The sequence below is a fragment of the Nocardia sp. alder85J genome (assembly GCF_020176955.2).
In the GTDB taxonomy this organism is placed as follows: domain Bacteria; phylum Actinomycetota; class Actinomycetes; order Mycobacteriales; family Mycobacteriaceae; genus Nocardia.
The window spans coordinates 144,614-166,853 of the sequence record NZ_JAIUCZ020000005.1; the positions used below are offsets into that span (position 1 = coordinate 144,614).

Annotated in this window: 22 protein-coding genes; 12 read left to right on the forward strand and 10 right to left on the reverse strand. The window is 70.1% G+C overall.

The window, feature by feature from the left end:
- Positions 1 to 1,035: a DUF5914 domain-containing protein gene (locus tag LBW94_RS20400; RefSeq protein WP_225062108.1), complete on the forward strand. Its 1,035-nt coding sequence runs from the start codon at positions 1 to 3 to the stop codon at positions 1,033 to 1,035.
- Positions 1,036 to 1,099: 64 nt separating this feature from the next.
- Here the strand turns inward: LBW94_RS20400 and LBW94_RS20405 are convergent, their stop codons facing one another.
- Both LBW94_RS20405 and LBW94_RS20410 read right to left on the reverse strand, forming a co-directional pair.
- A complete protein-coding gene (locus LBW94_RS20405) occupies positions 1,100 to 1,555 on the reverse strand; it encodes a hypothetical protein (protein ID WP_225062109.1) in 456 nt (151 codons plus the stop codon).
- Positions 1,552 to 2,703 carry a molybdopterin-dependent oxidoreductase gene (locus tag LBW94_RS20410; protein ID WP_225062110.1) on the reverse strand — a complete coding sequence of 384 codons (1,152 nt, stop codon included), beginning with the start codon at positions 2,701 to 2,703 and terminating at the stop codon, positions 1,552 to 1,554. Before LBW94_RS20410 ends, LBW94_RS20405 begins: the two co-directional genes overlap by 4 nt.
- A 351-nt stretch (positions 2,704 to 3,054) precedes the next feature.
- On the opposite strand from LBW94_RS20410, the gene LBW94_RS20415 reads away from it, so the two are divergent.
- Positions 3,055 to 3,693, forward strand: a complete 639-nt coding sequence (locus LBW94_RS20415; RefSeq protein WP_225062111.1) for a fasciclin domain-containing protein — start codon at positions 3,055 to 3,057, stop codon at positions 3,691 to 3,693.
- 532 nt (positions 3,694 to 4,225) lie between these two features.
- On the forward strand, positions 4,226 to 5,239 hold the full coding sequence (locus LBW94_RS20420) for an alpha/beta hydrolase (protein WP_225062112.1): 1,014 nt from the start codon (positions 4,226 to 4,228) through the stop codon (positions 5,237 to 5,239).
- 11 nt (positions 5,240 to 5,250) lie between these two features.
- On the opposite strand, the gene LBW94_RS20425 is transcribed toward LBW94_RS20420, so the two are convergent.
- A complete protein-coding gene (locus LBW94_RS20425; RefSeq protein WP_225062113.1) occupies positions 5,251 to 5,856 on the reverse strand; it encodes an HD domain-containing protein in 606 nt (201 codons plus the stop codon).
- A gap of 122 nt (positions 5,857 to 5,978) precedes the next feature.
- Between LBW94_RS20425 and LBW94_RS20430 the strand changes: the two genes are divergently transcribed.
- A complete protein-coding gene (locus tag LBW94_RS20430) occupies positions 5,979 to 6,800 on the forward strand; it encodes an NAD(P)-binding domain-containing protein (protein WP_225062114.1) in 822 nt (273 codons plus the stop codon).
- A gap of 13 nt (positions 6,801 to 6,813) precedes the next feature.
- Here LBW94_RS20430 and LBW94_RS20435 read toward each other — a convergent pair whose 3' ends face one another.
- Complete coding sequence (locus tag LBW94_RS20435) at positions 6,814 to 7,407, reverse strand: hypothetical protein (RefSeq protein ID WP_225062115.1); 594 nt, start codon at positions 7,405 to 7,407, stop codon at positions 6,814 to 6,816.
- Between the two features lie 30 nt (positions 7,408 to 7,437).
- Positions 7,438 to 8,205, reverse strand: coding sequence for an alpha/beta fold hydrolase (locus LBW94_RS20440; RefSeq protein WP_225062116.1), 768 nt, complete (start codon positions 8,203 to 8,205; stop codon positions 7,438 to 7,440).
- Positions 8,206 to 8,357: 152 nt separating this feature from the next.
- Here LBW94_RS20440 and LBW94_RS20445 point away from each other — a divergent pair, with 152 nt between their 5' ends.
- From LBW94_RS20445 to LBW94_RS20460, 4 genes are all read left to right on the forward strand, one after another.
- Positions 8,358 to 8,723: a winged helix-turn-helix transcriptional regulator gene (locus LBW94_RS20445; RefSeq protein WP_225062117.1), complete on the forward strand. Its 366-nt coding sequence runs from the start codon at positions 8,358 to 8,360 to the stop codon at positions 8,721 to 8,723.
- Between the two features lie 118 nt (positions 8,724 to 8,841).
- Positions 8,842 to 9,960 carry a hypothetical protein gene (locus LBW94_RS20450; RefSeq protein WP_225062118.1) on the forward strand — a complete coding sequence of 373 codons (1,119 nt, stop codon included), beginning with the start codon at positions 8,842 to 8,844 and terminating at the stop codon, positions 9,958 to 9,960.
- A 120-nt stretch (positions 9,961 to 10,080) separates the two neighbouring features.
- Entirely contained in the window at positions 10,081 to 10,398 is a 318-nt protein-coding gene (locus tag LBW94_RS20455; protein WP_225062119.1) for a DUF222 domain-containing protein, read from the forward strand.
- Between the two features lie 278 nt (positions 10,399 to 10,676).
- Positions 10,677 to 12,095, forward strand: a complete 1,419-nt coding sequence (locus tag LBW94_RS20460) for a serine/threonine-protein kinase (RefSeq protein WP_225062120.1) — start codon at positions 10,677 to 10,679, stop codon at positions 12,093 to 12,095.
- A gap of 66 nt (positions 12,096 to 12,161) precedes the next feature.
- On the opposite strand, the gene LBW94_RS20465 is transcribed toward LBW94_RS20460, so the two are convergent.
- Positions 12,162 to 13,928 (reverse strand): GNAT family N-acetyltransferase, encoded by a 1,767-nt coding sequence (locus tag LBW94_RS20465; RefSeq protein WP_225062121.1) that lies wholly within the window; start codon positions 13,926 to 13,928, stop codon positions 12,162 to 12,164.
- Between the two features lie 53 nt (positions 13,929 to 13,981).
- Here LBW94_RS20465 and LBW94_RS20470 point away from each other — a divergent pair, with 53 nt between their 5' ends.
- The gene (locus tag LBW94_RS20470) at positions 13,982 to 14,761 is read left to right on the forward strand and encodes an alpha/beta fold hydrolase (RefSeq protein WP_225062122.1); all 780 of its coding nucleotides are present in this window, start codon (positions 13,982 to 13,984) and stop codon (positions 14,759 to 14,761) included.
- 29 nt (positions 14,762 to 14,790) lie between these two features.
- Here the strand turns inward: LBW94_RS20470 and LBW94_RS20475 are convergent, their stop codons facing one another.
- Positions 14,791 to 15,207: a PPOX class F420-dependent oxidoreductase gene (locus tag LBW94_RS20475; protein ID WP_225062123.1), complete on the reverse strand. Its 417-nt coding sequence runs from the start codon at positions 15,205 to 15,207 to the stop codon at positions 14,791 to 14,793.
- Between the two features lie 177 nt (positions 15,208 to 15,384).
- Here LBW94_RS20475 and LBW94_RS20480 point away from each other — a divergent pair, with 177 nt between their 5' ends.
- Both LBW94_RS20480 and LBW94_RS20485 read left to right on the forward strand, forming a co-directional pair.
- On the forward strand, positions 15,385 to 15,960 hold the full coding sequence (locus LBW94_RS20480) for a TetR/AcrR family transcriptional regulator (protein WP_225062124.1): 576 nt from the start codon (positions 15,385 to 15,387) through the stop codon (positions 15,958 to 15,960).
- A 147-nt stretch (positions 15,961 to 16,107) separates the two neighbouring features.
- Entirely contained in the window at positions 16,108 to 17,052 is a 945-nt protein-coding gene (locus tag LBW94_RS20485) for a LysR family transcriptional regulator (RefSeq protein ID WP_225062125.1), read from the forward strand.
- A gap of 11 nt (positions 17,053 to 17,063) precedes the next feature.
- Here LBW94_RS20485 and LBW94_RS20490 read toward each other — a convergent pair whose 3' ends face one another.
- The 3 genes from LBW94_RS20490 to LBW94_RS20500 all read right to left on the reverse strand — a co-directional run bounded on the left by LBW94_RS20490 (position 17,064) and on the right by LBW94_RS20500 (position 20,718).
- On the reverse strand, positions 17,064 to 17,435 hold the full coding sequence (locus LBW94_RS20490) for a DUF742 domain-containing protein (protein ID WP_225062126.1): 372 nt from the start codon (positions 17,433 to 17,435) through the stop codon (positions 17,064 to 17,066).
- Between the two features lie 39 nt (positions 17,436 to 17,474).
- Positions 17,475 to 19,508 carry a sensor histidine kinase gene (locus tag LBW94_RS20495; RefSeq protein ID WP_225062127.1) on the reverse strand — a complete coding sequence of 678 codons (2,034 nt, stop codon included), beginning with the start codon at positions 19,506 to 19,508 and terminating at the stop codon, positions 17,475 to 17,477.
- A 325-nt stretch (positions 19,509 to 19,833) separates the two neighbouring features.
- Positions 19,834 to 20,718: a class I SAM-dependent methyltransferase gene (locus LBW94_RS20500; protein WP_225062128.1), complete on the reverse strand. Its 885-nt coding sequence runs from the start codon at positions 20,716 to 20,718 to the stop codon at positions 19,834 to 19,836.
- Between the two features lie 203 nt (positions 20,719 to 20,921).
- Between LBW94_RS20500 and LBW94_RS20505 the strand changes: the two genes are divergently transcribed.
- Positions 20,922 to 22,133 (forward strand): FAD-dependent monooxygenase, encoded by a 1,212-nt coding sequence (locus LBW94_RS20505; RefSeq protein WP_225062129.1) that lies wholly within the window; start codon positions 20,922 to 20,924, stop codon positions 22,131 to 22,133.
- Positions 22,134 to 22,240: the final 107 nt, after the last annotated feature.

Below are 22,240 nucleotides of genomic sequence, written 5' to 3' on the forward strand. Positions count from 1 at the left end.
ATGACAGGAATCCCGGACCGGTTGCGCAGAGCCATTCCGCTGCGGCCGATCTCACCGCAGTCCTGGTCGCGGCAACGGCCCACCCACGAGCAGGCGCGACCCCGGCTGATCGAGGACGCCCTGCACGCGGCCGGTCGGCGGCCGTCGGGCAACTGGTACGTGCTGGCCGCCAGCCGGGACATCGGCGGCGCACGGCCTCTCGGCGCCACCGTCGCGGGCCTGGAGATCGTCGCGTGGCGGGACGACCGGGGCCGCGTGCACGCCGGGCCCGGGGCATGCCCCCACCTGGGCGCCGAGCTGGCCACCGGCCGGGTGCACGAGGGCGCGCTGCTGTGCCGCTGGCACGGCCTGCGGCTCGACGGTGGCTGCACACCGCGCTGGACGCCGTACCCGGCCCACGACGACGGTGTGCTGTGCTGGGTCCGGCTCGATGCGATCGGCCGGGAAACCCCCACCGACACACCGATTCTCGCTCCGCGGCCCGCCGACACCCGGGTGCACGCGGTCGCCACGGTCACCGGAATCTGCGAACCGGCCGACATCATCGCCAATCGGCTCGACCCCTGGCACGGTTCCTGGTTCCATCCCTACTCGTTCACCCGGCTCGAGGTCACCGGCACCCCGGACGCCGGTGACGACCGCTTCCTGGTCACGGTCACCTTCCGGGTCACCCGCCACCTCGGCGTACCGGTCGAAGCCGAATTCACCTGCCCCGATCCGCGCACCATCGTGATGCGCATCGTCTCCGGCGAAGGCGCGGGCAGCATCGTCGAAACCCATGCCACGCCCACCGATATCGGCGCCGACGGCCGCGCCCGCACCACCGTGGTCGAGGCGGTGATCGCCGATTCGGCCCGGCCGGGATTCCGCCACGCCCACCGTGCCCTGCCGCTGCTGCGACCGCTCATGCGGCGGGCCGCGCTGCGGCTGTGGACCGACGACCTCGCCTACGCCGAGCGCCGATATCAGCTACGCACCAAGCGATTCCATGCAGCCGCCGCGGACGCGCGGCCGTCGGCGGCCCCGCACCGCTGACGGATGCCCACGCCGGCGCGAGGCCGGATCGCCTCGGGCCGAGCCGGACCGTTGCGAAGGCCGATCAGTCGGAATCGGTGGCTGCGGAATCGGAAAGCGCCGCCGAGGTGATGCGACGGAGGCGAATTCTGTTCGCCACCACGACGAGTGCGACGAGGAGCCAGATCAGCAGGATCGCCGCGATCAGCCCGGCCTGGTAGGGGCGATCGAGGACGGTCGGGTTCACGGGGCGGGCATGACGGCGGCCGATCACCGGGACCGACACCGCCAGCAGCGCGACGGTACACACCGCGCCGCACGCCGCGGGTGCCCACCAGGTGACCGGCAGCAGGTGGCGGGCGCCGACACCGGCGGCAGCCACCAGTGGCGCGAAGACGGCGTCGTGCACCAGGATCGCGGCGGCGAACCACACGACGACCGAGATCAGATCCGTGGTGGGGAAGCCGAGCAGCGTGTGGATGCCGTACCAGGCCGAGGCCACGCCGAGGACGAGCAGGATCGCGCGCAGGGCCGTGGTCATGCCGACACCTCGATCCGCGACAGCCATTTCGTTTGCAGTACGCCGGGTCGGTTCGGGGCGATGAGGCGGCAGGGGTAGCCGTGATCCAGGTCGAGCGGTTCGCCGTTGAGGGCCAGGGCGATCAGGGTGTCACGGTCGGCGGCGAAGGGCGCGGGCAGCACCGAGCCGCGGTAGAGGCCGGATTGTTCGAGGGAGGTCAGGCGGACGTCGCCGCCGCGGTATCCCACGGTATCGAGCAGATCGCGCAGCCGGACCCCGGACCAGTGCGCGGCGGCGGACCAGCCCTCGACACACGCGATCGGCAGGTTCGCCTCGGCCTGGGGCATGGCGGTCAGTTCGGCGCGGGTGAATTCCCGGGAGCGGTCTCCGGCGGCGACGACCAAGCGGTAACCGGGGGCGGCGGCCGTGGTGGCGACTCCGGCTTCGGCGGCGGTGCGGTTGACCGGAACCCCTTGGGGGCCATGGCCGGAACGAGGAGCGAGGAGCGCGGCCCAGCGCAGGAAGGGGACGGTCTGCCCGGCCACCGAGAGGGCCGCCACGGCGGCGCCGGCCCAGGCGGCGCCGAGGACCGCGCGGCGCGACACCCGTACCCGGCCGGGGCCGGGATCGGGCGGGGTATCGGCGGGGCGGGCGAGCGCCTCGCGGATCACCGGCAGTTTGACCGCCAGGTGCACCGCCATCGCACCGATCGCCACATAGGCCATCGCGTAGTGGGCGGCGGGGAAGAAGAACTTCCAGGGGTAGTACTGGGCGATGTTCGCCAGGCCGGTGGACAGTTCGAACAGCACCGACCCGACCAGCAGGGCGATCGAGCCGCGCTCGGCGAACCACAGCGGTGAGCGCGGCCTCAGCTTCTGGAACAGCCGCGGGTACACCGACCACAGCTTGACCAGGACCAACGGCACCGCGGCGACTCCGGACACCACATGGGCGCCCTGGGTGAGCCGGTACAGCCAGACCGGGTGCACCGGCCAGCGGAACCAGGTCGGCGGGTGCTGGATCCAGTGGCTGAGCAGTCCCGTCACGAAGCACACCAGGATCGCGGTGCCGAGGGCGATGCCGACCCGGGCGGCGACCTCGGGGCCGCGCGGGCTCCGGCCGGGATGCGCGGAGGCAGCCGTCTCGACCGTCGGATCGGTCGAATTCATGCGACCACATCTCCTTTCCCGGGCCGGGCGACATCGCGCCCGCGGACCACGCGAACCGGGTGTTCGCTCACTGTTCGACGCTAGGTGCAGGAAGCCCGGATCGGGCCGCGACATCGGTGACGAAACTCTGAAATGCGCGGCGACACCCACAGCCCGCCCGGATGTTGCCGGAGATTTCCTCCGGCCGACCAAACCGCGGCCCGGTGCGGTGCGAAGTCCATTCCGTGCCCGCGTTCGCCGGGGCCGGTCGGTGCGTCGCGCCGGCCGGTGCGCTCGCGACGCGGCGCACGCAGTGTCGGATATCCGGCGGTCCGGTCCCGCGATCGCCTGCCTACGGAGACAAGGACAACCATGACGTCTGTTCGTCGTCGCGTGACCGCGGCATTCGCCCTGTCGACCGTCGTGGTGGCGCTGGCCGCCTGTTCGGCGGACAAGACCGGCACCGCGGCCGTCGCCACCTCGTCCGCCCGTGCCGCGACGCCGGCGGCCGCGCCGATGGCGGCCCCGGTCGGGCCCGGCTGCAAGAACTACGCGCAGCAGGTGCCCACCGGCGCCGGATCCGCCGCGGGAATGGCGCAGGATCCGGTGGCGGTGGCCGCCTCCCACAATCCGCTGCTGACGACGCTGGTCTCGGCGGTGTCCGGCCGGCTCAATCCGCAGGTGGATCTGGTGGATACGCTCGACGGCGGCCAGTTCACCGTGTTCGCACCCGTCGACGCGGCATTCGCCGCGATCCCCGCCGCCACGGTCGACGCGCTGAAGACCGACACGGCGACGCTGACGAAGATCCTGACCTACCACGTCGTGCCCGGCCGGATCGCACCCGACCGGATCGCCGGTGTGCACAAGACCGTCGAGGGCGCGGACCTCACCGCGACTCGCGACGGTGACGACATCACCGTCGGCGGCGCCTCGGTCGTCTGCGGGGGTGTGCAGACCGCCAATGCCACGGTCTATCTGATCGACACCGTACTCATGCCGCCTGCCTGACCGTGCCGATGACATCTGCTGTGCCCGATGTCGATGCGCGGCCGGAGCGCGGTCGCGCGCGGGCCGCGGCGGCGGCCGCCTCGCCGCGGCCCTCGTGCTGGGGGTCGGTGAACTGGTGGCCGCGGTCATCGACGGTGCCGCATCACTGTTTTCGGCCCTCGCGGCCACCGTGATCGAGCATTGCCCGCGTCCGCTGGAGACCGCCGCGATCCGCCGCTTCGGCAGCCACGACGAACAGGCCCTGTTCGCCACGATGGCCGTGGTCATGGCCGGCGGCGGCGCGGGAACCGGTCTCCGGAGTCGCCTGGCACCCACCTCATTCAGGTCAGAGCGACCGACGGCGCCGGTGACCGGCAGACCGAGCGCCGGGCCCCGCCCTTCCCCAGCGGCGCCACCGGCCGGCACAGCCGCGCGATCACCGTGCGCTGACATCCGCCGGAATCCGTCGCCGGGACGGCCAAACCATCGGGGCGGGCAACACGAACTCCTCAGAGCACCGCGAATCGGCAACACCGGACCGAAGGGAACGACTGTGGGATCACCGCGATCGATACTGCACTGGGGAGTGGTGTGCGCCCTGCTCGCGGCCGGATCGGCGGCGGCCACACCCGCGTCCGCCGCGCCGGAGCCGGCCCGGATCGTGTCGGCGGACCCCGGCGGTGATCGGCGGGAGACGGTCACGGTCTTCTCCCCGGCCATGGGGAAGGAGATCCCGATCCAGATCGTGCACGCCGCGGACCCGGCGCCCCGGCCGACGCTGTACCTGCTCAACGGTTCCCAGGGCGGGCCGAACCAGAGCGGGTGGGACGCGCAGACCGACGCGCTGGAGTTCCTGCGCGACAAGGACATCAACGTGGTCAATCCGATCGGCGGCAGCAGTTCGTACTACACCGACTGGCAGCGCGACGATCCCGTGCTCGGCCGCAACAAATGGCAGACGTTCCTCGACGACGAACTGCCCCCGGTCATCGAGGAGTACCTGCACGCCGACGGGAAGCGGGCCCTGGCCGGGGTTTCGATGAGCGGCACGTCGGCACTGAATCTCGCCATCGCCAAGCCCGGCTTCTGGAACAGTGTGGCCTCCTACAGCGGGTGCGCCCAGACCTCGGATCCGGTCGGGCACGAATTCGTGCGCCTCACCGTCGAGAACTGGGGTGGCGCACGCAGTGTCGAGAACATGTGGGGACCCGCCGACGGCCCGGCCTGGCGGGCCAACGACCCGCTGCTGCACGCCGACGAACTACGGGGCACCACCGTCTATCTCAGCGCCGGCAACGGCGTACCGGCCGCGCCCCACGACACCCCGGCCGACCGGCGGGTGCAGGAGGGCCGGATCCCGCTGCCGATCCAGATCACCTTCGGCGGGCCGATCGAGGCCGCCGTGCACTATTGCACCGTCAATCTGGAGGATCGCCTGCATGCTCTGAACATCCCTGTCACAGTGGACGATCGGCTGGAGGGAACCCACTCCTGGGGGTACTGGGAGGACGAACTGCATCGCTCCTGGCCGTTCCTCGCGCAATCGGTGGGCAGCCGAATCTCCTGAGCGGCAGGCGATCAGGGTTCCTCGGCAAGTCGGCGGAACTCGTGCCGCCAGGCGCCGTACCAGTCGCGGAACCACGGATGTCGTTGGGCCAGTGGCACTATGGTGCGGACGGTCTCGTTGTAGTAGTCGCGCTGTTTCGCGGGCCGGGGGTGGGTGTCCAGGCGCTGGACATTGCTCAACCGGTCCGCGAGCTTCACCAGGATCGCGTCGTCCGGCGCACCGGCCAGCCGGGCCAGGTAGGCGCCGCGCGCCTCCTCGCGGCTGCGGCTCGCCGGGCGCGGCGGCTTGGTGACCCAATCGACCAGTGCCGCGACCCGATCGCCGAAACGCTCGCGGACCTCGTCGAGCGAACAGGGGGTGTCCTCGACCACGTCGTGCAGCACGGCGGCCCGCAGGATGTCGACATCGGTGATCCCGACGGCCTCGACGAGCACGCGCGTGGCTTCGAGCAGGTGCTCGAGGTACGGTTCACCGGCCGGTCGGCGCTGACCGGCGTGGCTGTGCCCGGCGAATTCCACCACCTCGTCGAGCAGTGCCAGGTCTTCTCCGGGCAGACGATCCGCCCACCGGGCGCGTAGCGCGGGCCAGCCGTCCTTCACCGCGAAGGTCTGAATCATGAATCGGCCTCACTGTCGGCACACCGCTGCGTGCGGGTCAGGATACGTCGATCGGTCGCTCACCGCGCGGACCGGGCGACTCGGGTACACAATGGAAACACCGTTTCCCTCTGGAGGTTTCCGTGCGGTACGCGATCATCGGCTGTGGCAACGTCGGCATGGAGCTGGCCCGGCGCTGGACCGAGGCCGGGCACGTGGTGACCGGGACGACCACCACACCGGAACGAATTCCGGAGCTGCGCCGGGTGTGCACGGAAGTGGTGGTCACCCGCGGCTCGAACCGGACCGCCGTGGCCCGCGCGGTGGACGGCGCCGACGCCGTCGTCCTGACGGTGAGCCCGCGGCTGACCAGGGCGTTCGACGCGGCGTCCCGGGTCGCGGAATACGCCGACACGCTGGTGGCGAGCGCCCGCGTGGCCGCGGATCTGCACGAGCGGGTGGTCTTCGCCGGCTCCGGCTCGGTGTACGGGGCGGCCGCCGTCCCCGAGGTCGACGAGTCCACCCCGACGACCGACGATCCGGACGCCTCACCCCGCAATTTCGTTGCCGCCGAACAGATCGTGCTGAACGCCGGGCGCGGCGCGGTGCTACGCATACCCGACGTCTACGGCCATCCGCGCGATATGGACTACCCCGCCCGGGTCCGCTTCGCCCACGAAAGGCTCGGTGGCAGTGTGCCGTTCGCGGCGCGGGCACTGCTGTACCGGATCGACTACCGCGATGCCGCGGCGGCACTGGACCACGTGGTCACCCACGAACTCACCGGCGTCTACAACGCCTACCCGGATGCGGTGGTGCCACCGACCAACGAACAGGTTTTCGGCGAGATCTGCACCGCGGCAGGACTTCCCGCGCTGACCTACCGCGGCGAGATCGGATCCCCGGAGGTACCGATCAGCTCGGCGCGGTTGCGGGCGACGGGATTCCGCTTCGCACACCAGTGAATCGCTCGCCGGTTCAGAACTTGCCCGTGTGGTGCCCGATTCGATGCCCGAGCCGACCGGCGAACTCGGCGATGAAGTCCTCGGTGAGCGGTGGCCAGCCCCAGAAGTCGAAGGCGAGGCAGCCCAGGGCGAAATCGTCCGCCCAGTGCCAGGCGGTGATCGGGCTCGACGTGGTGCAGGAGGGGCAGATCGCCGAGCCGGCCCCGGTATCCTTCCATGCCTCGATGGCCTCCGAGAACGGTTGCCACACAACGGGATCGGCCTCCCACCGCTGCGGGTAGTCGATGACGACGGTGGTGGACCTGCAATGCGGGCACACCGCGGAGGACGGTTCGATCCCACCCTGACCGGCATGATGTTCATGGCGGCCGACGATGACGGCGACAGGTCCGGGGATCCAGTCGTCGCCCCACTCCTGGGTGATCCGCATCCAATCGGGACCCGGCACATGGCCTTCGTCGACCTGGAGGCTGTACATCGAGTCGCGTGAAGTCTCGCGGAGCAGCCATCCCCGCGACACCATCCAGTCCACCATGCGCTCGGCCACCGCGCCCGCCTCGGCGGAGGCCACCTCGAGGTCGACGATACGTTCGAAATAATCACCCACACCGGCATCCTGCCACCGGGGAGCCGGTGGCTACCGCGCGCAGGCGGCTCCGGCCAGATTCCGTGCGCGACTACTACCGAGCCGCAACAGCATGTCGCCGAGTTCGACGGGCATGGTGACCATGCAGTCGTGACCGGTGGGCAATTCCCACACCTGCGACGGAGTTCCGTTGGGCTGCACCGCCGGAACAGGCCGCCGCGTGACACCCTCCGGCGCTGCCCCGACACAGTGAATGTGGGTGCGCGGGATCGCCTGCACGGCCGGGTTGTCCAGCCGGACCGATTGCTGAAGGCAGCGCACCGGCTGATCCGAGAGCATCCCCCGCAGCCATTCCACATCCACCGGATCGGTGACCCCGAACAGCCCGAAGGGCGCCGGCAGTTCCGGCATCGGCGGAATGCGCCAGCCCGCACCGGAACTCGCGGCGAGGTCGATCATGTGCTGCGTCACAGGCAGGACATCCACCGCGGTCTCACCGTCCTCGGGGACCATCGCATCGAGATAGACCAGATGGGCGATCCGGCCGGGAACCCGATTGGCGACCGAGGAGATGACCAGCCCCGCGTAACTGTGCCCCACCAGCACCACCTCGCCGGCATCCTCCCGCTCGATCAGCGTGACGATGTCGTCGACATGCGTGTCCAGTCCCACCTCGGGACCGAGCAGATGCGCCTTGTCACCGTAGCCGGTGAGCGACGGCGCGAGCACACGGTGCCCCGCCGACTCCAGCAGCGGCGCCAGCCGCTCCCACACCCGCCCACTGTGCCAGGCACCGTGTACCAGCAGAAATGTCGACATGTTTGCCAGGATCCTTCGGTTGGAGGCGCGACAGCGCGCGAATGGTTACCATAGGTAACCCGGTACTGTTCGAGAACCATCACTATGATGGCCACTCGACACACCGCAGGCAATAAGGCACATTCCGGTGCCCCGGTTCCCTGGAGGTAACCATGAGCACGCCACAGGACAACGCCTGCCGCACCCGAGTGGTCCTCGACCTGGTCGGCGACAAATGGTCACTGCTGGTCGTGCGCAACCTCGACCAGGGCCCCCGCCGCTTCACCGAACTCAAACGAGACATCGACGGCATCAGCCAGCGCATGCTCACCGTCACCCTGCGCAGCCTCGAACGCGACGGCATCCTCACCCGCACCGTCCACAACGTCATGCCACCCCATGTGAGCTACGAACTCACCCCGATGGGCCGAACCCTCCGCGAAGCCACCGCCCCGCTACTGGAGTGGAGCATCGCGCATCTGGGGCATATCGATGCCGCTCGAGCGGCATACGACGACCGGGGGGAACGGCCGAACTGACCGTGGCCCTCGACCACCGCCCGGCGCCGCTCTCCGCGACGACCGTCCGAGTGCCGGACGGCCACGGGGCTCGGGTGACGGCGGTCAGTTTGTCGGTGGGCGGCGTTAGCCTGCGCTCATGAACGATGAGGACACGTGGGTCGTGCCGAAACGGTGGCTGGCCAGGGCCGAGCCGTTTCGGGGGGTGACCGGCCATCGGCCGATCGAGGCCGCACCCACCGCGCCGTTGACGCGGGTGGTCGAGCGGCAGCGGGAGCGGATCATCGGGTTGCTCGGCAATGGACGCCGTGAGGGGAACGCCGAGCCGGCCGATGCCGGGATGTCGTGGCTGGATCACCTCGAATCTCCGGGCCGGACAGAGCCTTCCGCGCTGGGCGCGGCAGCGGTCGCCACGATCCTCACCGACGACCAGAACAGTTGTTGTTCCTCGATGGTCCGGCACGGCCGGCACGTTCGCGAGGAACTCGCCGCGCCCATGGTCGAGGGCTGGGTCTCCGCGGGCGGGATCGGGTTCGCCGTCGATGTCCTCACGCACGCCGGACGATTGACGGTGGACAGGCGTGTGGAGGACCCCGGCGGTTGGACGCCGTGGCGTCGGCGCAGCTACCACGTGCCCTGGTACGACGTCCTGTCCTGCCGACCGCAGGACGAACCCTGGTGGGGCATGCATTCCGAGGCCGCTCGGCTGATCCGGGCCCATCTGGCCGCGGCGTCCGACACGGAGTACGCCGCGGCGGTGGGGCGGGTCGAGGCATTGCGCGACACGGGTCCTGTGCTACAGGCCCGGATGTTGTCGTCGTACCTGCTGCCGGAACGGCAGGATTGGCTCGAGGCGGACCTGGCCGACCAGCGGGCCGCCGACCAGCGCTCCTGGACCTTCGACCTGCTGGTCCCGGCAGTGACGACCGCCGCGCAGCTGGATCGCATCGGGTACTTGAAAGGCGGTGCGCCGATGGACATGCACACGCTGTTTCCCGACAAGGCGCCACTGTTCAATGTGGTCTGCCAGGTCGGTCCGGCCGCAGCGCCGACGCTGGCCCGGCTACTCGATACCTGTCACAGCTCGAAGGACAGGGCCTTCGTCGCCGGCGTCCTTTCGCAGCTACCGTCCGATGACGCCTTCCTCGCCCTGCTACAGCGGAGGCAGTTCTCGCCGGTAGCGGCGGCGCTGAAGAAGGCCGCTGCCCGGTATCCGCGCCGGGCACACCGTTTGACCGTATCCGCCGCCGCGACGTAGCGCGCGGTGCTCGCCGCGGCCGGGCCGACGAGATCGCCCGCGACCGCCGTACGGACGCCCCGGGAGCACGCCGGTCGCGTTATCGAACATATGTGCTACTCATGCGGTAGGCTGCCGCGGGTGAACATACATTCGACCGCGCTGGCGCCGGTTTCTCGTACCTCCGGATGGCCGGAACTGGCCGATGTCGACTTGCTGCGCACCCTCGTCGAAACCGAACGTCGCCGGAGGCGGCTCGATGCTGCCATGCGCGCGGCCGTCGCCGAAGCCGAGCGGCGCGGCCTCGCCGCGGATACCGGCTATCAGGACACCGTCGAGCTGTTGACCGATCTGCTGCGGATCAGTACCGACGAAGCGCGCCGGCGCATCGAATGCGCGGCTCCGCCGGTTCGCTCCCGTCCCCGGAAGCGGTGGCGGGTGCTGGCGGCCGCGAGCTGAGACCGTCGGCCGCGCGGACTCGCACCATCGCCCGGAACGGTTCGGCGCGTCGACGACCCGTCCCGGCTGCGGATGTAATTCGCTGTCGACCTCGGCAATGACCGTGGCACCGCGGGAACTCCCGTTGCGCGTGCATGATTCGGAGACCGGCCGATCGCCTGCGTAGCCGGGGTCGGCTCGTGAGTGGGGAGGATGAGCGGGGAGACGGCGGCGGTGGTGTTCGAGTAAAGTTGGCTGGGCCCGAACGCTGCCGGGGCACAGAACCGCTGGGGGTCTTCATGTCGGGGCTGGGACGACCGGGCTGGGTGCTCGCCGACCGCTACCGGTTGATCGAGAAGCTGGGCAGCGGTGGGTTCGGGACCGTCTGGCGGGCCCGTGACCAGCGGCTGCGTGTCGATGTCGCGGTGAAGGAAGTGCTGCTGCCGCAGGCCGAATCGAGTGCGGAGCATGCCGAGCGGGTCGCACGGGCCGAACGTGAGGCGCGTAATGCCGCGCGGCTGCGGGATCATCCGAATATCGTCGGGGTGCTCGATGTGGTGACCGACGGTGTGACGCCCTGGATCGTGATGCGGTTGGTGTCCGGGCGATCCCTGAAGCAACAGCTCGACGGTGACGGGCCGGTGGCGGTCGCGGAGGCCACCACCGTCGCCGCGGCGTTGTTGCAGGCGCTGCGGGCCGCGCACGAGGCCGGGGTGGTCCATCGGGATGTCAAGCCGGGCAACATCCTGCTCGCCACCGACGGTGGGGTGCTGCTCACGGATTTCGGCACCGCGCGTCATCGTTCCGATCACACGCTGACGGCCAAGGAGACCATCATCGGCTCGTTCGAGTACATGGCGCCCGAGCGGATCGACGGCGAAGGGACGCCGGCCGGTGATCTGTATTCCCTCGGTGTCACCCTCTATCACGCGGTGGAGGGAGTGTCGCCGTTCCGCCGCGACACCATTCACGGGACGATGAAGGCGGTGATGTTCGATGCGGCTCCCCCGCCCGCGCGCGCCGGGCCGCTCGGTCGGCTCATCACCGCGCTGATGGACAAACAGCCGGAGGCGCGGCCCTCCATCCCCCGGGCGCTGACGCTGCTGGCGGATCGGACGCCGCCTGCCCTCGAATCGAAACCGGAAGTCCCCGGGCGTAATTCACGATCGACGGGAGGCGGCCGGCGGCGCGGGGAGGTCGGTCAGCTGCTGGCCCGTGCCCGCGATCATCAGAAGCGCGGCGACATCGGCGAAGCCGAACGGCTGCTCCGCGAGGCCGCGGCGATGAACGACGCGCTGTCCATGTCGTTCCTGGCGCGACTGCTCGAAAACCGCGGCGCCCGTACCGAAGCCGAGCACTGGTACCGGCAGGCCGCCGAGAGCGGCGAGACGCTCTCGATGCTCACGCTGGGCCACATGTGCATGAAGGCGGGCGACCTCGGCCAGGCCGCCTACTGGTACCGCCGCTACGTCGACCACGGCCACGTCCTCGGAAAGGTCCATCTGGCAACGGTTCACGAGGCCCGGGGCGAGAACGACCTGGCCGAACTCCTCTACCGCGAGGTGGAACAGGACGGCGACATGGTCGCGCTGAAGGCGCTGGGCGATCAGTGGAAATCCTCGGGGCGCACCGACGCCGCCAGGCGCGTGTATCTCGCGTCCGCTCGAGCCGGATACGCGCCCGCGAAGGCGGCCCTCGCGGGCCTCACCTCGCGCTAGTTCCTATCTCGCAGAGGCCGATCCGCTCGCGCGGATCGTCTGGGTCGAGGCAGTCGCCCTGATGCTTCAGAGCGGCCGCTTCAGTCCGACGTGACTGTTCTCGTAGCCCAGTCGAGCGTAGAAGGCATGTGCTCGTTCGCGGGCCCGGTCCGTGGTGACCTGGGCCAGGGTCGCGCCGCGGTGCCTGCCGTGAGCGTGTGCCCACTCCAGCATCGCGGTGCCGATGCCGCGGGAGCGTTCGGAGGCCGCGACGCGGACTCCCTCGATCTGGAGGCGGGTGGCGCCGCCGCGCGACAGGCCGGGGATGACGGTGAGCTGCATGGTGCCGACGATCTTGTCGCCCTCGTCCCGGACCACGGCCAGGTAGTGTGCCTGGTCCCGGGTGACGGCGTCGTATGCCTCCTCGTAGCGGGCCAGGTCGAAACCCTCACGGGTACGGCCGATCTCGTCGTCGGACAGCAGTTCGACCAGCGCCGGGACGTCGGCGCGCTCGGCTCGTTGCACCCGATAGCTGCGGTCGCCGAGCCGGAGCAGGCCACCGACCGAGGCGCGTGCCCGCGACTTCAGGCGGGCGATCAGGGTGTCCAGCCAGGTGCCGACGTGCCGGCGGGCCTCGGGCGTGTCCGGGTAGCGGCAGCGCAGGTGCAGGCCCGCCTCGTCGAGGATGAACCAGAGCATCACGCCGTCGGTGCGGATCATGGCGCCGACGTACTGGGCCTCCAGTCCGGTGGCGTCGACCCGCACCGGTAGTCGGCGCAGGTCCAGCCACGAGATCGCGAACATCCCCGGCGCCTCGGGCATCCCGCCCCACGGCCGCAGGATGTCCTCCAGCGGCCAGGAGCCCATCCGGACGGCCTCCTTGACCGCGTCGGCGCTGGCGCGCGGGTCCGGATCGGCCGACTCGAGCACCGAGTTGGTGATGAACCAGCCCACCGAGTCGTGCCAGGTGGTGTCGTAGCGGCTGTGCACGGGGAACACGGCTCGCAGGGGGGTGCCGGCCAGGTCGCGGGTCACCTCGGTCATCGCCCCCACCACCAGCGCCAGGGTCGAGACGCCGTCGTCGCGGGCCTGCGCCGAGAACGCGGCGCTGTCGTCGACGTCGAGGACGTCGCGCACCTCGACGCGTTCCTCCTGCAACGTCGCCTCACCCAGTGACAGCGGGAACCGCGGCATCACCTCGCCGCTGGCGGCGAGCACCTCGGCCCAGCGGCGGTGCACCTCGGCCGGCGCGGACTGCCGATCCCGCAGCGCGAGAGTGTGTTCCGCAAAGGCGGGAGTGGGCGGCAACTCCGGCGGGCACCCCCGCTGCACCGTGGCCAGCGCCGCCAGCAGATCGCGGGCGATCACCAGCATCGACCACATGTCGACGTGCGAGTGGTCGGCGGCGATCACCAGCGTCGGACCCACCGCGGTCTCCAGCACGCACAGCCGGTGCGACGGACGGCTGTACGGGGAACAGGCGCGATCGAGTACCGCACGCAGCGCATCGTTGACCGCCTGCCCCGGCGCGATCTCGTGTTCGACCCAGCCGCCGGGAGCGATGCCGACCTCGTGCAGCCGGGGTTCGCCGTCCTCGCCCGGCACGAACACCGACCGCAGCGTGCCGTGCCGTTCGATCACCGCCAGCCAGGCCGTCGCGAGGTCGTCGAGGGGTACCGGCGCGGGGAGCCTGAGGGACAACGCCATCCACGAGCCCGCCCGATCACCGGCACCGACGTGTCGCCGCTGGTCGAAGGACACGGGAAGCGACCGGCCGACCCGGTCCACGCTGACGTCGAAACCCAGCAGGCGGCCGAACGGCAGGCGGAGGTGCGCCACGTTGGTCAGCCGCATGACGGTATCCTAGACATCTTTCCGCGCGTCCGCCGTCTCACCCTGGAGCCACCGTGCCGACCTTCCGCGTTCCCGGCGCCGACCTCGATGTGGAACTGAGCGACGAGGGAGGCCACCCCGTCGTCCAACTCCACGGCCTGACCTCCAGCCGCCACCGTGACCGGCTGATGGACCTCGATCTCGGCCGCGGCCTCAGCGGGACCCGGCTGCTGCGGTACGACGCACGCGGCCACGGCTTTTCGACCGGTCGCGCCGTCCCCGAGGACTATCGGTGGCCGGCGCTGGCCGACGATCTGCTGATGCTGCTCGACCAGTGGTTTCCGGGTGAGCAGGTGCACGGGGTCGGTCCCTCGATGGGCACCGGGACACTGCTGCACGCCGCCGTCCGCGACCCCGGCCGATTCGACGGCCTCACCCTGCTGGTACCCGCGACCGCCTGGGCGACCCGGGCCGCGAAGGCCGACATCTACCGGAAGAACGCCCAGCTGATCGAGGAGCAGGGACTGGACGCCTTCCTCGCCGCCGATCTCGCCGCGCCGCGCCCGCCGGCCACCGTCGGAACGCCGGAGACCGGGCCGGATGTCACCGAGGAACTGCTGCCCTCGCTGTTCCGCGGGGCGGCGATGAGCGATCTGCCCGCCCCCGCGGCGATCGCCGCGATCACCGTGCCGACCACGGTGCTGGCCTGGATCGACGACCCCGGCCATCCGGTGTCGACCGCCGAGGCGCTGGTGGGACTGCTGCCGAAGGCGACCCTCGAGGTCGCGCGCACGCCGGCCGATCTCGCCCGCTGGCCTCGCATCCTGTGCGAGGACGTGGCGCGGCACGGGTAGGCGCCGCTCGATTCGGATTCACCGCGCGATCACCGTCGCCGTGCACCTGGAGTTCCACCGCGGCCGGTGAAGTCGAAGGAGCCGCCGTCGATGCCCCAGGAGATGATCCGCTCGGGGTGGATTCGGATGACCGCCCGTTCCTGGGGCGGGAACGGCGGCTCCTCGTCGGCGAGCGCCTCGGCGGTGCCGCGAATCTCGATGCCGCGAATCACGTACGGCTCCAACGAGACCTGCTGGTCGACGACGAAGGACACCCGGCTGCCGGACTCGACGTTGCGGTACTTCCGGCTGGCACGCATCCGCATGCCGCCGATGTCGATCGTGCCGTCGGGATTGACCCGGTAGCCGGTCGGGTTGTTCTGCACGATGCCGTCGGGCGACACCGTGGCCAGGCGGCCGATTCCGGCTTCGGCGAGGAACTGCTGCTCGTTGCTGGTGAAGGTCATGTCGTCTGCTCCCCGGATCTCGATCCCACGCTTGCCCTTTCGATTTTTAGCATCGCTAGAAACTACGGCAACGGTAGCATCCGGTCGCTACATTGTCTAGCACTGCTAGAATTTGGATCTCCGCAGCGGCATTCGATCCCCCAAACCGGTCAGTTGTCTATTGATACTGTGGCCGCCATGGCGGAACCGGGGCAGAAGACTCGCCGGCCGAATCGCGGACCGGGTGGCGCGTCGAGCAATCGCGCCGCTCTCATCGCGGCGGCTCGGGAGGTTTTCGCGGAGTTCGGAGTCCATGCGCCGATCAGCCGGGTGGCCCGGCGGGCGGGGGTCGGGCAGGCCGTCCTCTATCGGCACTTCCCGGATCGGCAGAGCTTGGGGCTGGCCGTGTTCGAGGAGAATCTCCAGTTCCTGGAAGCGCTGGTGGCCCGGCCGGAGACCACGTTCGATGACCTGATCGCGACCCTGATCGATCAATTGGTCTCGTCCAACGCGTTTTTCGTGATGGTCGACCCCACGACCTCGGATATCCGCCTCGCGGCCATGGCGGATCGGATGACGGTGGTGCTCGCCTCGAAACTGGCCGACGCCAGGCAGCGTGGAACGCTCCGTGCCGATCTCACCGTCGAGGACCTGCGGCTGGGGCTGGACATGATGGCCGCCTATCTGTCCCGGACGGACGCGCCGGATCGGACGGGGGTGGCGCGACGACTGTGGGCCCTGCTGAAGGCGGGTCTCGCAGCGCCGGACAGCTGAGCCGGATCGGCGTCCGGTCCGCTGTTCCCATGGCAGTTACTCGGGGTCCGGGCTATAGTGCCATCCGGACAAAATTGTCCGGATGGGTTCGTACTGTACCCGGGCACCCGACGGAGAGTCCGGTCCGGAGGGGCACGGCTGTTCGACATGGACACCAAGCAATTGACCGCGTTCCTGGCGGTCGCGGACGCGGGTGGCGTCACTCGCGCCGCCGAAGTGCTGCACCTGACCCAGTCCTCCGTCACCCGGCAGGTCCGCGCCCTCGAGCAGGAACTCGGCGTCACCCTGTTCGACCGCACCCCCGGCGGCATGGTCCTGACCCCGGCCGGCGCGATCATGCTGGACCGCAGCCGGCGCGCCCTGGACGAGCTCGGCCGCGCGCGGCTGGAGATCGCACCGGTGCCGGATTCGCCGAACGAGACCGTCACCGTCGGGCTGCTGGACAGTGTCGCCGAAGTCGTCGGCGTCACCCTGTTCGCGGCCGTGCACCGGGACGGCCCCGGCGTGGACCTCCGCATCATCACCGGTGACGCGCGGCGGCTGCACCGCGGCACGGAGAGCGGTCATCTGGATGTCTGCCTCACCACCGAGACCTCCGGAACCCTCGGACTGCGAGTCAGTTTCCTTGCCTCCGAACCACTGTGGGTCGTCGCTCCCGCGGCCGCCGGTCTGCGCGCTCGATCGCCGATCTCGCTGCGCGAGGTCGTCGGCAAGCCCCTGGTGATGCTGCCGCGCGGCACCGCACTGCGGTCCTCGCTCGATCGGGTGGGCTTTTCGAGCAGCGGTCCGCGGATCGCGGCCACCACCAGCTCGCACCATGTGATCCGGCAATTGGTGGCAGCGGGTGTGGGGTGGACGATCCTGCCGCTGATCACGGTCGCCGGTGATCTGGCGGCCGGCCGGGTGAGCGCCGCACCCCTGCGGGATCCGGTCGTCGAGCGGCGCATCATCCTGATGTCCTCTCCCGCAGGCGAATCCAGAGTAGCGGTCCAGCGCATCGCGCAGTTGCTGACCGGAATCGTGCACAGCGAGATCCGGGACGGCCGCTGGCCGTCGGCGTATTCGGTCGGCGAAGCCGTCGGCCGGCCGTAGACCCGGCCCGGTCACAGTCGGCGGACGCCGTCGAGCACGGCCCGCAAGGTGGGCAGGTCCACGGGCCCGACGTCGGTGTGCTCGGGCGTCCGGCAATCGAGGTAACCGTCACCGATGAGATCGCTGACCAGGATCTTGGTGACCACCAGGGGCAATCGCAGGATCGCCGACACCTCGGCCACCGACTGCGGCACGCGGCACAGCTCGAGGATGTCGGCGTACTCCGGTTCCGGATGGCGCAACCGGGGCCCGCGCTCGACCGTCACCACGAAGGTGAGCATGTCCAGGTCGGGGCCCAGGTTGACGGTGCGGCCGCGGATCAGCGCGTACGGCCGCAGCAGTGGCGCGTTCTCGTCGAACCGGAAGTGATCGTCGTGTGTCACCGCAGGCCGCCGACATGGTCGCCGGGCAGCCGAATCGGGTTACCGTCCACGGCGCGATCCGGACTCGGTGGCGGAGAAGGGCTGCTCCGTCCCGGGTTCCAGCGCGGGTGATCCGGTCGCGCCGGAAGGGTTGTAGCGCACCGACACCCGATCGCGGAGGTGGTCGGTGACCGGCGGATCGGTGGTGATCAGACGCACCGGGATCAGCACGATCGCGCGGATACCGCCGTAGTCGGAATCACTGAGCCGTACCGAGATTCCGTGCCGGGTGGCCAGCTGCGCCACCACGAACAGACCCAGCCGGGAGTCCGCCGACAGCGTGGTGAGACCGAAATCCGGTGGGTTGGACAACATCTCGTTGACGCGTTCCAGCTCGCCGGCGGGCATCCCCATCCCCTGATCGCTGATCTCGATGACGACGCCCTTGCCGACGCTGTTACCGGTCACGTCCACCCGTGACTGCGGCGGGGAGAACGCGGTCGCGTTGTCGACCAGTTCGGCCAGCAGGTGCATGAGGTCGGCGACCACGGTGCCCAGCACGAACACCTGCGCCAGGCGGTGGGTGTTGACGCGCGCGTAGTCGAGGGTCTCGGCCACGGCGCTGCGGACCAGTTCCATCAGCGGCACCGGACGCCGCCACTGCCGGCCGGGCTTACCGCCACCGAGGATGATCAGGTTCTCGGCGTTGCGGCGTTCGCGGGTGGCGAGGTGGTCCAGCCGGAAGAAGGTGTCCAGCAGGGCGGGATCCTCCTGCGTCGACTCGGCCTGGTCCAGCAGTTCCAGCTGCCGGGCCACCACGATCTGACTGCGGTGGGCGATGTTGAGGAGGACCGACCGCACCCCCTCCCGGGTCCGGGCCTCGGTGATGGCGGCGGCGACCGCGGCGGTGTGCGCGCGATTGAAAGCCTGTGCCACTTCACCGATCTCGTCGGTGCCGAAGTCCAGCGCGGCGGCCTCGGCGGCGGGATCGACCTGCTCGCCGGCGTCGATCTTGCGCATGGTCTCGGGCAGTTTCCGCTCGGCGAGCGCCAGCGTCTCGGCGCGCAGCCGGCGCAACCGGCCGATGATCCGGTTGGCCAGCAGGATCGCGATGGCGAAGGCCACGATCGCCAGCGCGATCGCGCTGCCGCCGCCGACCAGCACGGCCCGGGACCGATCGTGGGCCAGATCGGCGGCCGACAGGCTGGAGCGCGAATCATGCTGCCGTTTCAACGCGAACAGTTGTTCGCTCACCGTGTTCGCCGCCACCCGCCACTGTTCGAGGGTCATCGGAAGAGGCGCCGGGACACCGGTTTTGGACGGCGCGGGGTGCAGCAGCGCATCCTCCATCGTGCTCATCTGCGCCAGCGCGGGGCCGGCGAGCAGATCCTGCACCAGCTTCACGTCCGGGCCGTCGAGGTCGTTGACCAGCTGGCCGAGCAGCGCGTGGTAGAGGCCGACGGTATTGCGGAACTCCTCCATCAGCGCCGGGGGCAGGTTACCGCCGGCCGCCACCACGGTCAGCGCGCTGCCCCGGGAATTCGCCTCGATCGACTGCACGAGTTTCAGCGTGATCATGTCGTTGATCGCCGTGGCGATGGTCGGGGCATTCTGGCCGACGACCTTGCTGCCGCCGTTGTCGATACCTTCGAGAAGTGCAGTGTAGAACGCGTACACGTCGGAGGTCGGCACCGCGGCGGCGTCGATGCCGAGCCGCAGCGCCGGAAGTTGCGTGTGGATGAGGGCGTTGAAGGCCTCGGCCTGCTTCTCCTGGAGTTGACCACCGATTTTCCGCATGCTCTTACCGCTGGTGTCGAAGGCCGCCAATGCCTTGTCCAAACGGGTTCGCGCCTCGGCCAGCGCCTTGGGATTTCCGTCCTGCCCCGACAACTGCCACATGGACAACAGGCGTTCCTGTTCCACCGAGCCGATCAGGTTCTCACTGTAGGACAGGCTGTCCACCATGCTGCGGGAGTAATCCTCGGCATGTCCCGCCTCGTCGCTCAGATATATCGTGTAGCCGGCGCCGATACCGAAGAGTGCGAGGCTGGGGACGAACGCGATCGCAAGAATGCGAGTGCGAACACCGGACAATCTGACTCGTTGCACCTTGGAATCCCGTCTGAAGAACTCTGCCCACCGCCGGATTCCGGCGCGGCCACGCCGCCGGAACAGTCGGTGACCGGTCCGTACGGGTTGTCGCGCAGGTGGATTCGCCGCACGGGCAGCCGGGTCCTGATCATCGCCCCACGAGAATGTGCACCACGCCGATATGCATCGGCCGCATGGCCCGATGCGATGGCCGCATGACAGGCAGCCGAATATTCGGGCCGCCGGCAATATTCACGGCGGCGCGCGGAATCGTCCGGTGCGCACGCCGGACTTCATGTAATGGCGGCGCCGGGCGTCGCGGAATTCGTCAGCGGCTCGCGCGCAGGATGCGGACCGGGCGCAGGGATCGGGGTGGTTCGCCCGCGAATTCGGTGGCTTCGGCGAGGTATCCGGTGATGAGATCGGTGGCGGAGTGGTCTTCCACTGCGGTGAAACCGAGGGCACGCAATCGGCCGGCGATGCCGTCGGGGGTGAAGTAGCTGAACCAGGGTTCGCCGACGGCCGCCGCCCGGGTCGCGCGGGCGCGCAGTTGGGCGCGATCCTCGTCGGTGTCCGCCAGATAGTCGAAGACCACCTCCGCCGGCGCGCAGTGACCGGCGATGTATTCGAGGGTGCCGCCGACGGCCTCCGGGGTGAGGTAGAAGACGACGCCCAGCCACACGAAGACGGCCGGATCGGTCCGGTCGAAGCCGGCGTCCGCCAATCGTGTTGCCAGCGTGTCGGTTTCGAAGTCGACCGGGACGAAGGTCAATCGCTCGGGCAGGTCGATTCCGGAGGCGGCCAGGCGCCGGGTTTTCCACGCCTGGGTGGCGGGATGGTCGACCTCGAAGACGCGCAGGCCGGGGTGCGGGTTGCGGTAGGCGAAGGTGTCCAGGCCCGCGCCGAGGATCACGACCTGCTGCGCGCCGGCGGCGACGGCCTCGGCGACCCGGTCCTCGGCGAAACGGGCACGGGCGGCGAAGAACAGGCGGCGGGGCCGGTCGCCGACGCCCAGGCGCAGCATGCCCAGATTCGCGTCGCCGTCGGGGCCGCCGGGGGTGGGGCGGCCCAGTTCGGTCAGCTCGCCGGCGGTGACGCCCAGCAGGCGCGCCGCCACCGGATCGGTGAGAATCGTTGGCCGGTCGGCGATTTGGTGATAGGCCCGGGCGTACGCAGTCGTCAGCGCGGTCCGGCTGGGCCCCTCGTTGTCCATACCCGAGAAGCTACTCCCGAACGCGGCGCGAGCGCTGTGAACTCGGCCATACCGGCGGAGCGGGCCGGGGTCACCGGGCCGGACACGGGGGACGGCCGCGATCGGCTCGCGCGCCGGGCCGATGAGTTTCCGGTGGATCCGGCGTCGGTACGTCCGAACACCCCGGAGCGGCAGGCGATCCGGGCGGGTCAGCGGGAGGCGCAGTGCGTGATGTCAGGGTGTTGGTGGCGGGAGCGAGCATCGCGGGACCCGCGTTGGCGCACTGGCTGCGCCGGCGTGGGGCCGAGGTGACCGTGGTGGAGCGGGCCCCGGCGTTGCGGCCCGGCGGGCAGGCGGTGGATGCGCGCGGGGTCACCAAGGAGGTGATCCGGCGCATGGGGCTGGACGCGGCCGTGCGGGCGGCGCGTACCGAGACCGCGGGCGCGTACACCGTGGACCGGGACGGGACGGTGCTGGAGACCTTTCGCGCGGACGACGACGGCGGGGACGGGTTCATCTCCGAGATCGAGATCCTGCGCGGGGATCTGTCCCGGGTGCTGTACGACGACACCTGCGACGGGGTCGAGTACGTCTTCGGCGACCGGATCGCCGAGCTCAACCAGGACGCGGACGGGGTCGATGTGGTCTTCGCCGGTGGGGTTCGGCGGCGGTTCGACCTGGTGGTGGGGGCGGACGGGTTGCATTCGGCGTTGCGGGCGATGGTGTTCGGGCCGCGGGAACGGTTCGTCCGGCATCTCGGTCATGTGATGGCCTTCTACAGTGTGCCCAACGAATTCGGGCTGGACCGCTGGCTGATCGACTACCAGGAGTCCGGGCGTTCCGCGGGGCTGCGGCCGATCCGGGACGCCACCCGGGCGATGGCGATGTTCTCGTTCACATCGGCCGAACTGGACATCGACCACCGGGACGTCGCGGCGCAGAAGCTCCTGTTGCGCAAGCGGATGCACGGTATGGGCTGGATGACGCCGCGCATCCTCGCGCATCTGGACGACGCGCCGGACTTCTACCTCGACCAGGTCGCCCAGGTGGTGATGGACCGGTGGTCCGCCGGGCGGGTGGGGTTGCTCGGGGACGCGGCGTTCAGTTCGTCGCCGCTGTCGGGGCAGGGCACCGGGCTGGCGCTGGTGGGGGCCTGTCTGCTGGCCGGCGAACTGGCCGCCGCGGACTGGGATCCGGTGGCGGGGTTCGCCGGTTACGAGCGGCGGATGCGTTCGTTCGTCGAGGCCAACCAGGAGATCGGGCGGTTGCACGCGCGCAGTCTCGAGGCCCCGGGGCCGGACGCCGAACCGGATGTGGATTTCGAGGGCCAGTGGTTTCCGGAATTGATCGAGCGGGCGATCAACGGGGTCGAGTTGCCCGGCTACGCGGGGGTGCCGGACTCCGGGGTGCCGGTGCGGACCGCCGGCCTCGGCTGACTCGCGGCGAGCGGGCTTGCCCTCCTTCGTCTTCGGCGGTCGTCCGCCGCTCGCGCCGGAGGGCACCGGAAAGATCACAGTAGGATCGGCAGCAGTGTTCCTGCTGG

Coding starts and splice junctions, on each gene's coding strand:
- LBW94_RS20400 (WP_225062108.1), top strand. CDS start 1: ATGACAGGAATCCCGGACCGGTTGCGCAGAGCCATTCCGCTGCGGCCG.
- LBW94_RS20405 (WP_225062109.1), bottom strand. CDS start 1,555: ATGACCACGGCCCTGCGCGCGATCCTGCTCGTCCTCGGCGTGGCCTCG.
- LBW94_RS20410 (WP_225062110.1), bottom strand. CDS start 2,703: ATGAATTCGACCGATCCGACGGTCGAGACGGCTGCCTCCGCGCATCCC.
- LBW94_RS20415 (WP_225062111.1), top strand. CDS start 3,055: ATGACGTCTGTTCGTCGTCGCGTGACCGCGGCATTCGCCCTGTCGACC.
- LBW94_RS20425 (WP_225062113.1), bottom strand. CDS start 5,856: ATGATTCAGACCTTCGCGGTGAAGGACGGCTGGCCCGCGCTACGCGCC.
- LBW94_RS20440 (WP_225062116.1), bottom strand. CDS start 8,205: ATGTCGACATTTCTGCTGGTACACGGTGCCTGGCACAGTGGGCGGGTG.
- LBW94_RS20445 (WP_225062117.1), top strand. CDS start 8,358: ATGAGCACGCCACAGGACAACGCCTGCCGCACCCGAGTGGTCCTCGAC.
- LBW94_RS20450 (WP_225062118.1), top strand. CDS start 8,842: ATGAACGATGAGGACACGTGGGTCGTGCCGAAACGGTGGCTGGCCAGG.
- LBW94_RS20460 (WP_225062120.1), top strand. CDS start 10,677: ATGTCGGGGCTGGGACGACCGGGCTGGGTGCTCGCCGACCGCTACCGG.
- LBW94_RS20465 (WP_225062121.1), bottom strand. CDS start 13,928: ATGCGGCTGACCAACGTGGCGCACCTCCGCCTGCCGTTCGGCCGCCTG.
- LBW94_RS20475 (WP_225062123.1), bottom strand. CDS start 15,207: ATGACCTTCACCAGCAACGAGCAGCAGTTCCTCGCCGAAGCCGGAATC.
- LBW94_RS20480 (WP_225062124.1), top strand. CDS start 15,385: ATGGCGGAACCGGGGCAGAAGACTCGCCGGCCGAATCGCGGACCGGGT.
- LBW94_RS20485 (WP_225062125.1), top strand. CDS start 16,108: ATGGACACCAAGCAATTGACCGCGTTCCTGGCGGTCGCGGACGCGGGT.
- LBW94_RS20500 (WP_225062128.1), bottom strand. CDS start 20,718: ATGGACAACGAGGGGCCCAGCCGGACCGCGCTGACGACTGCGTACGCC.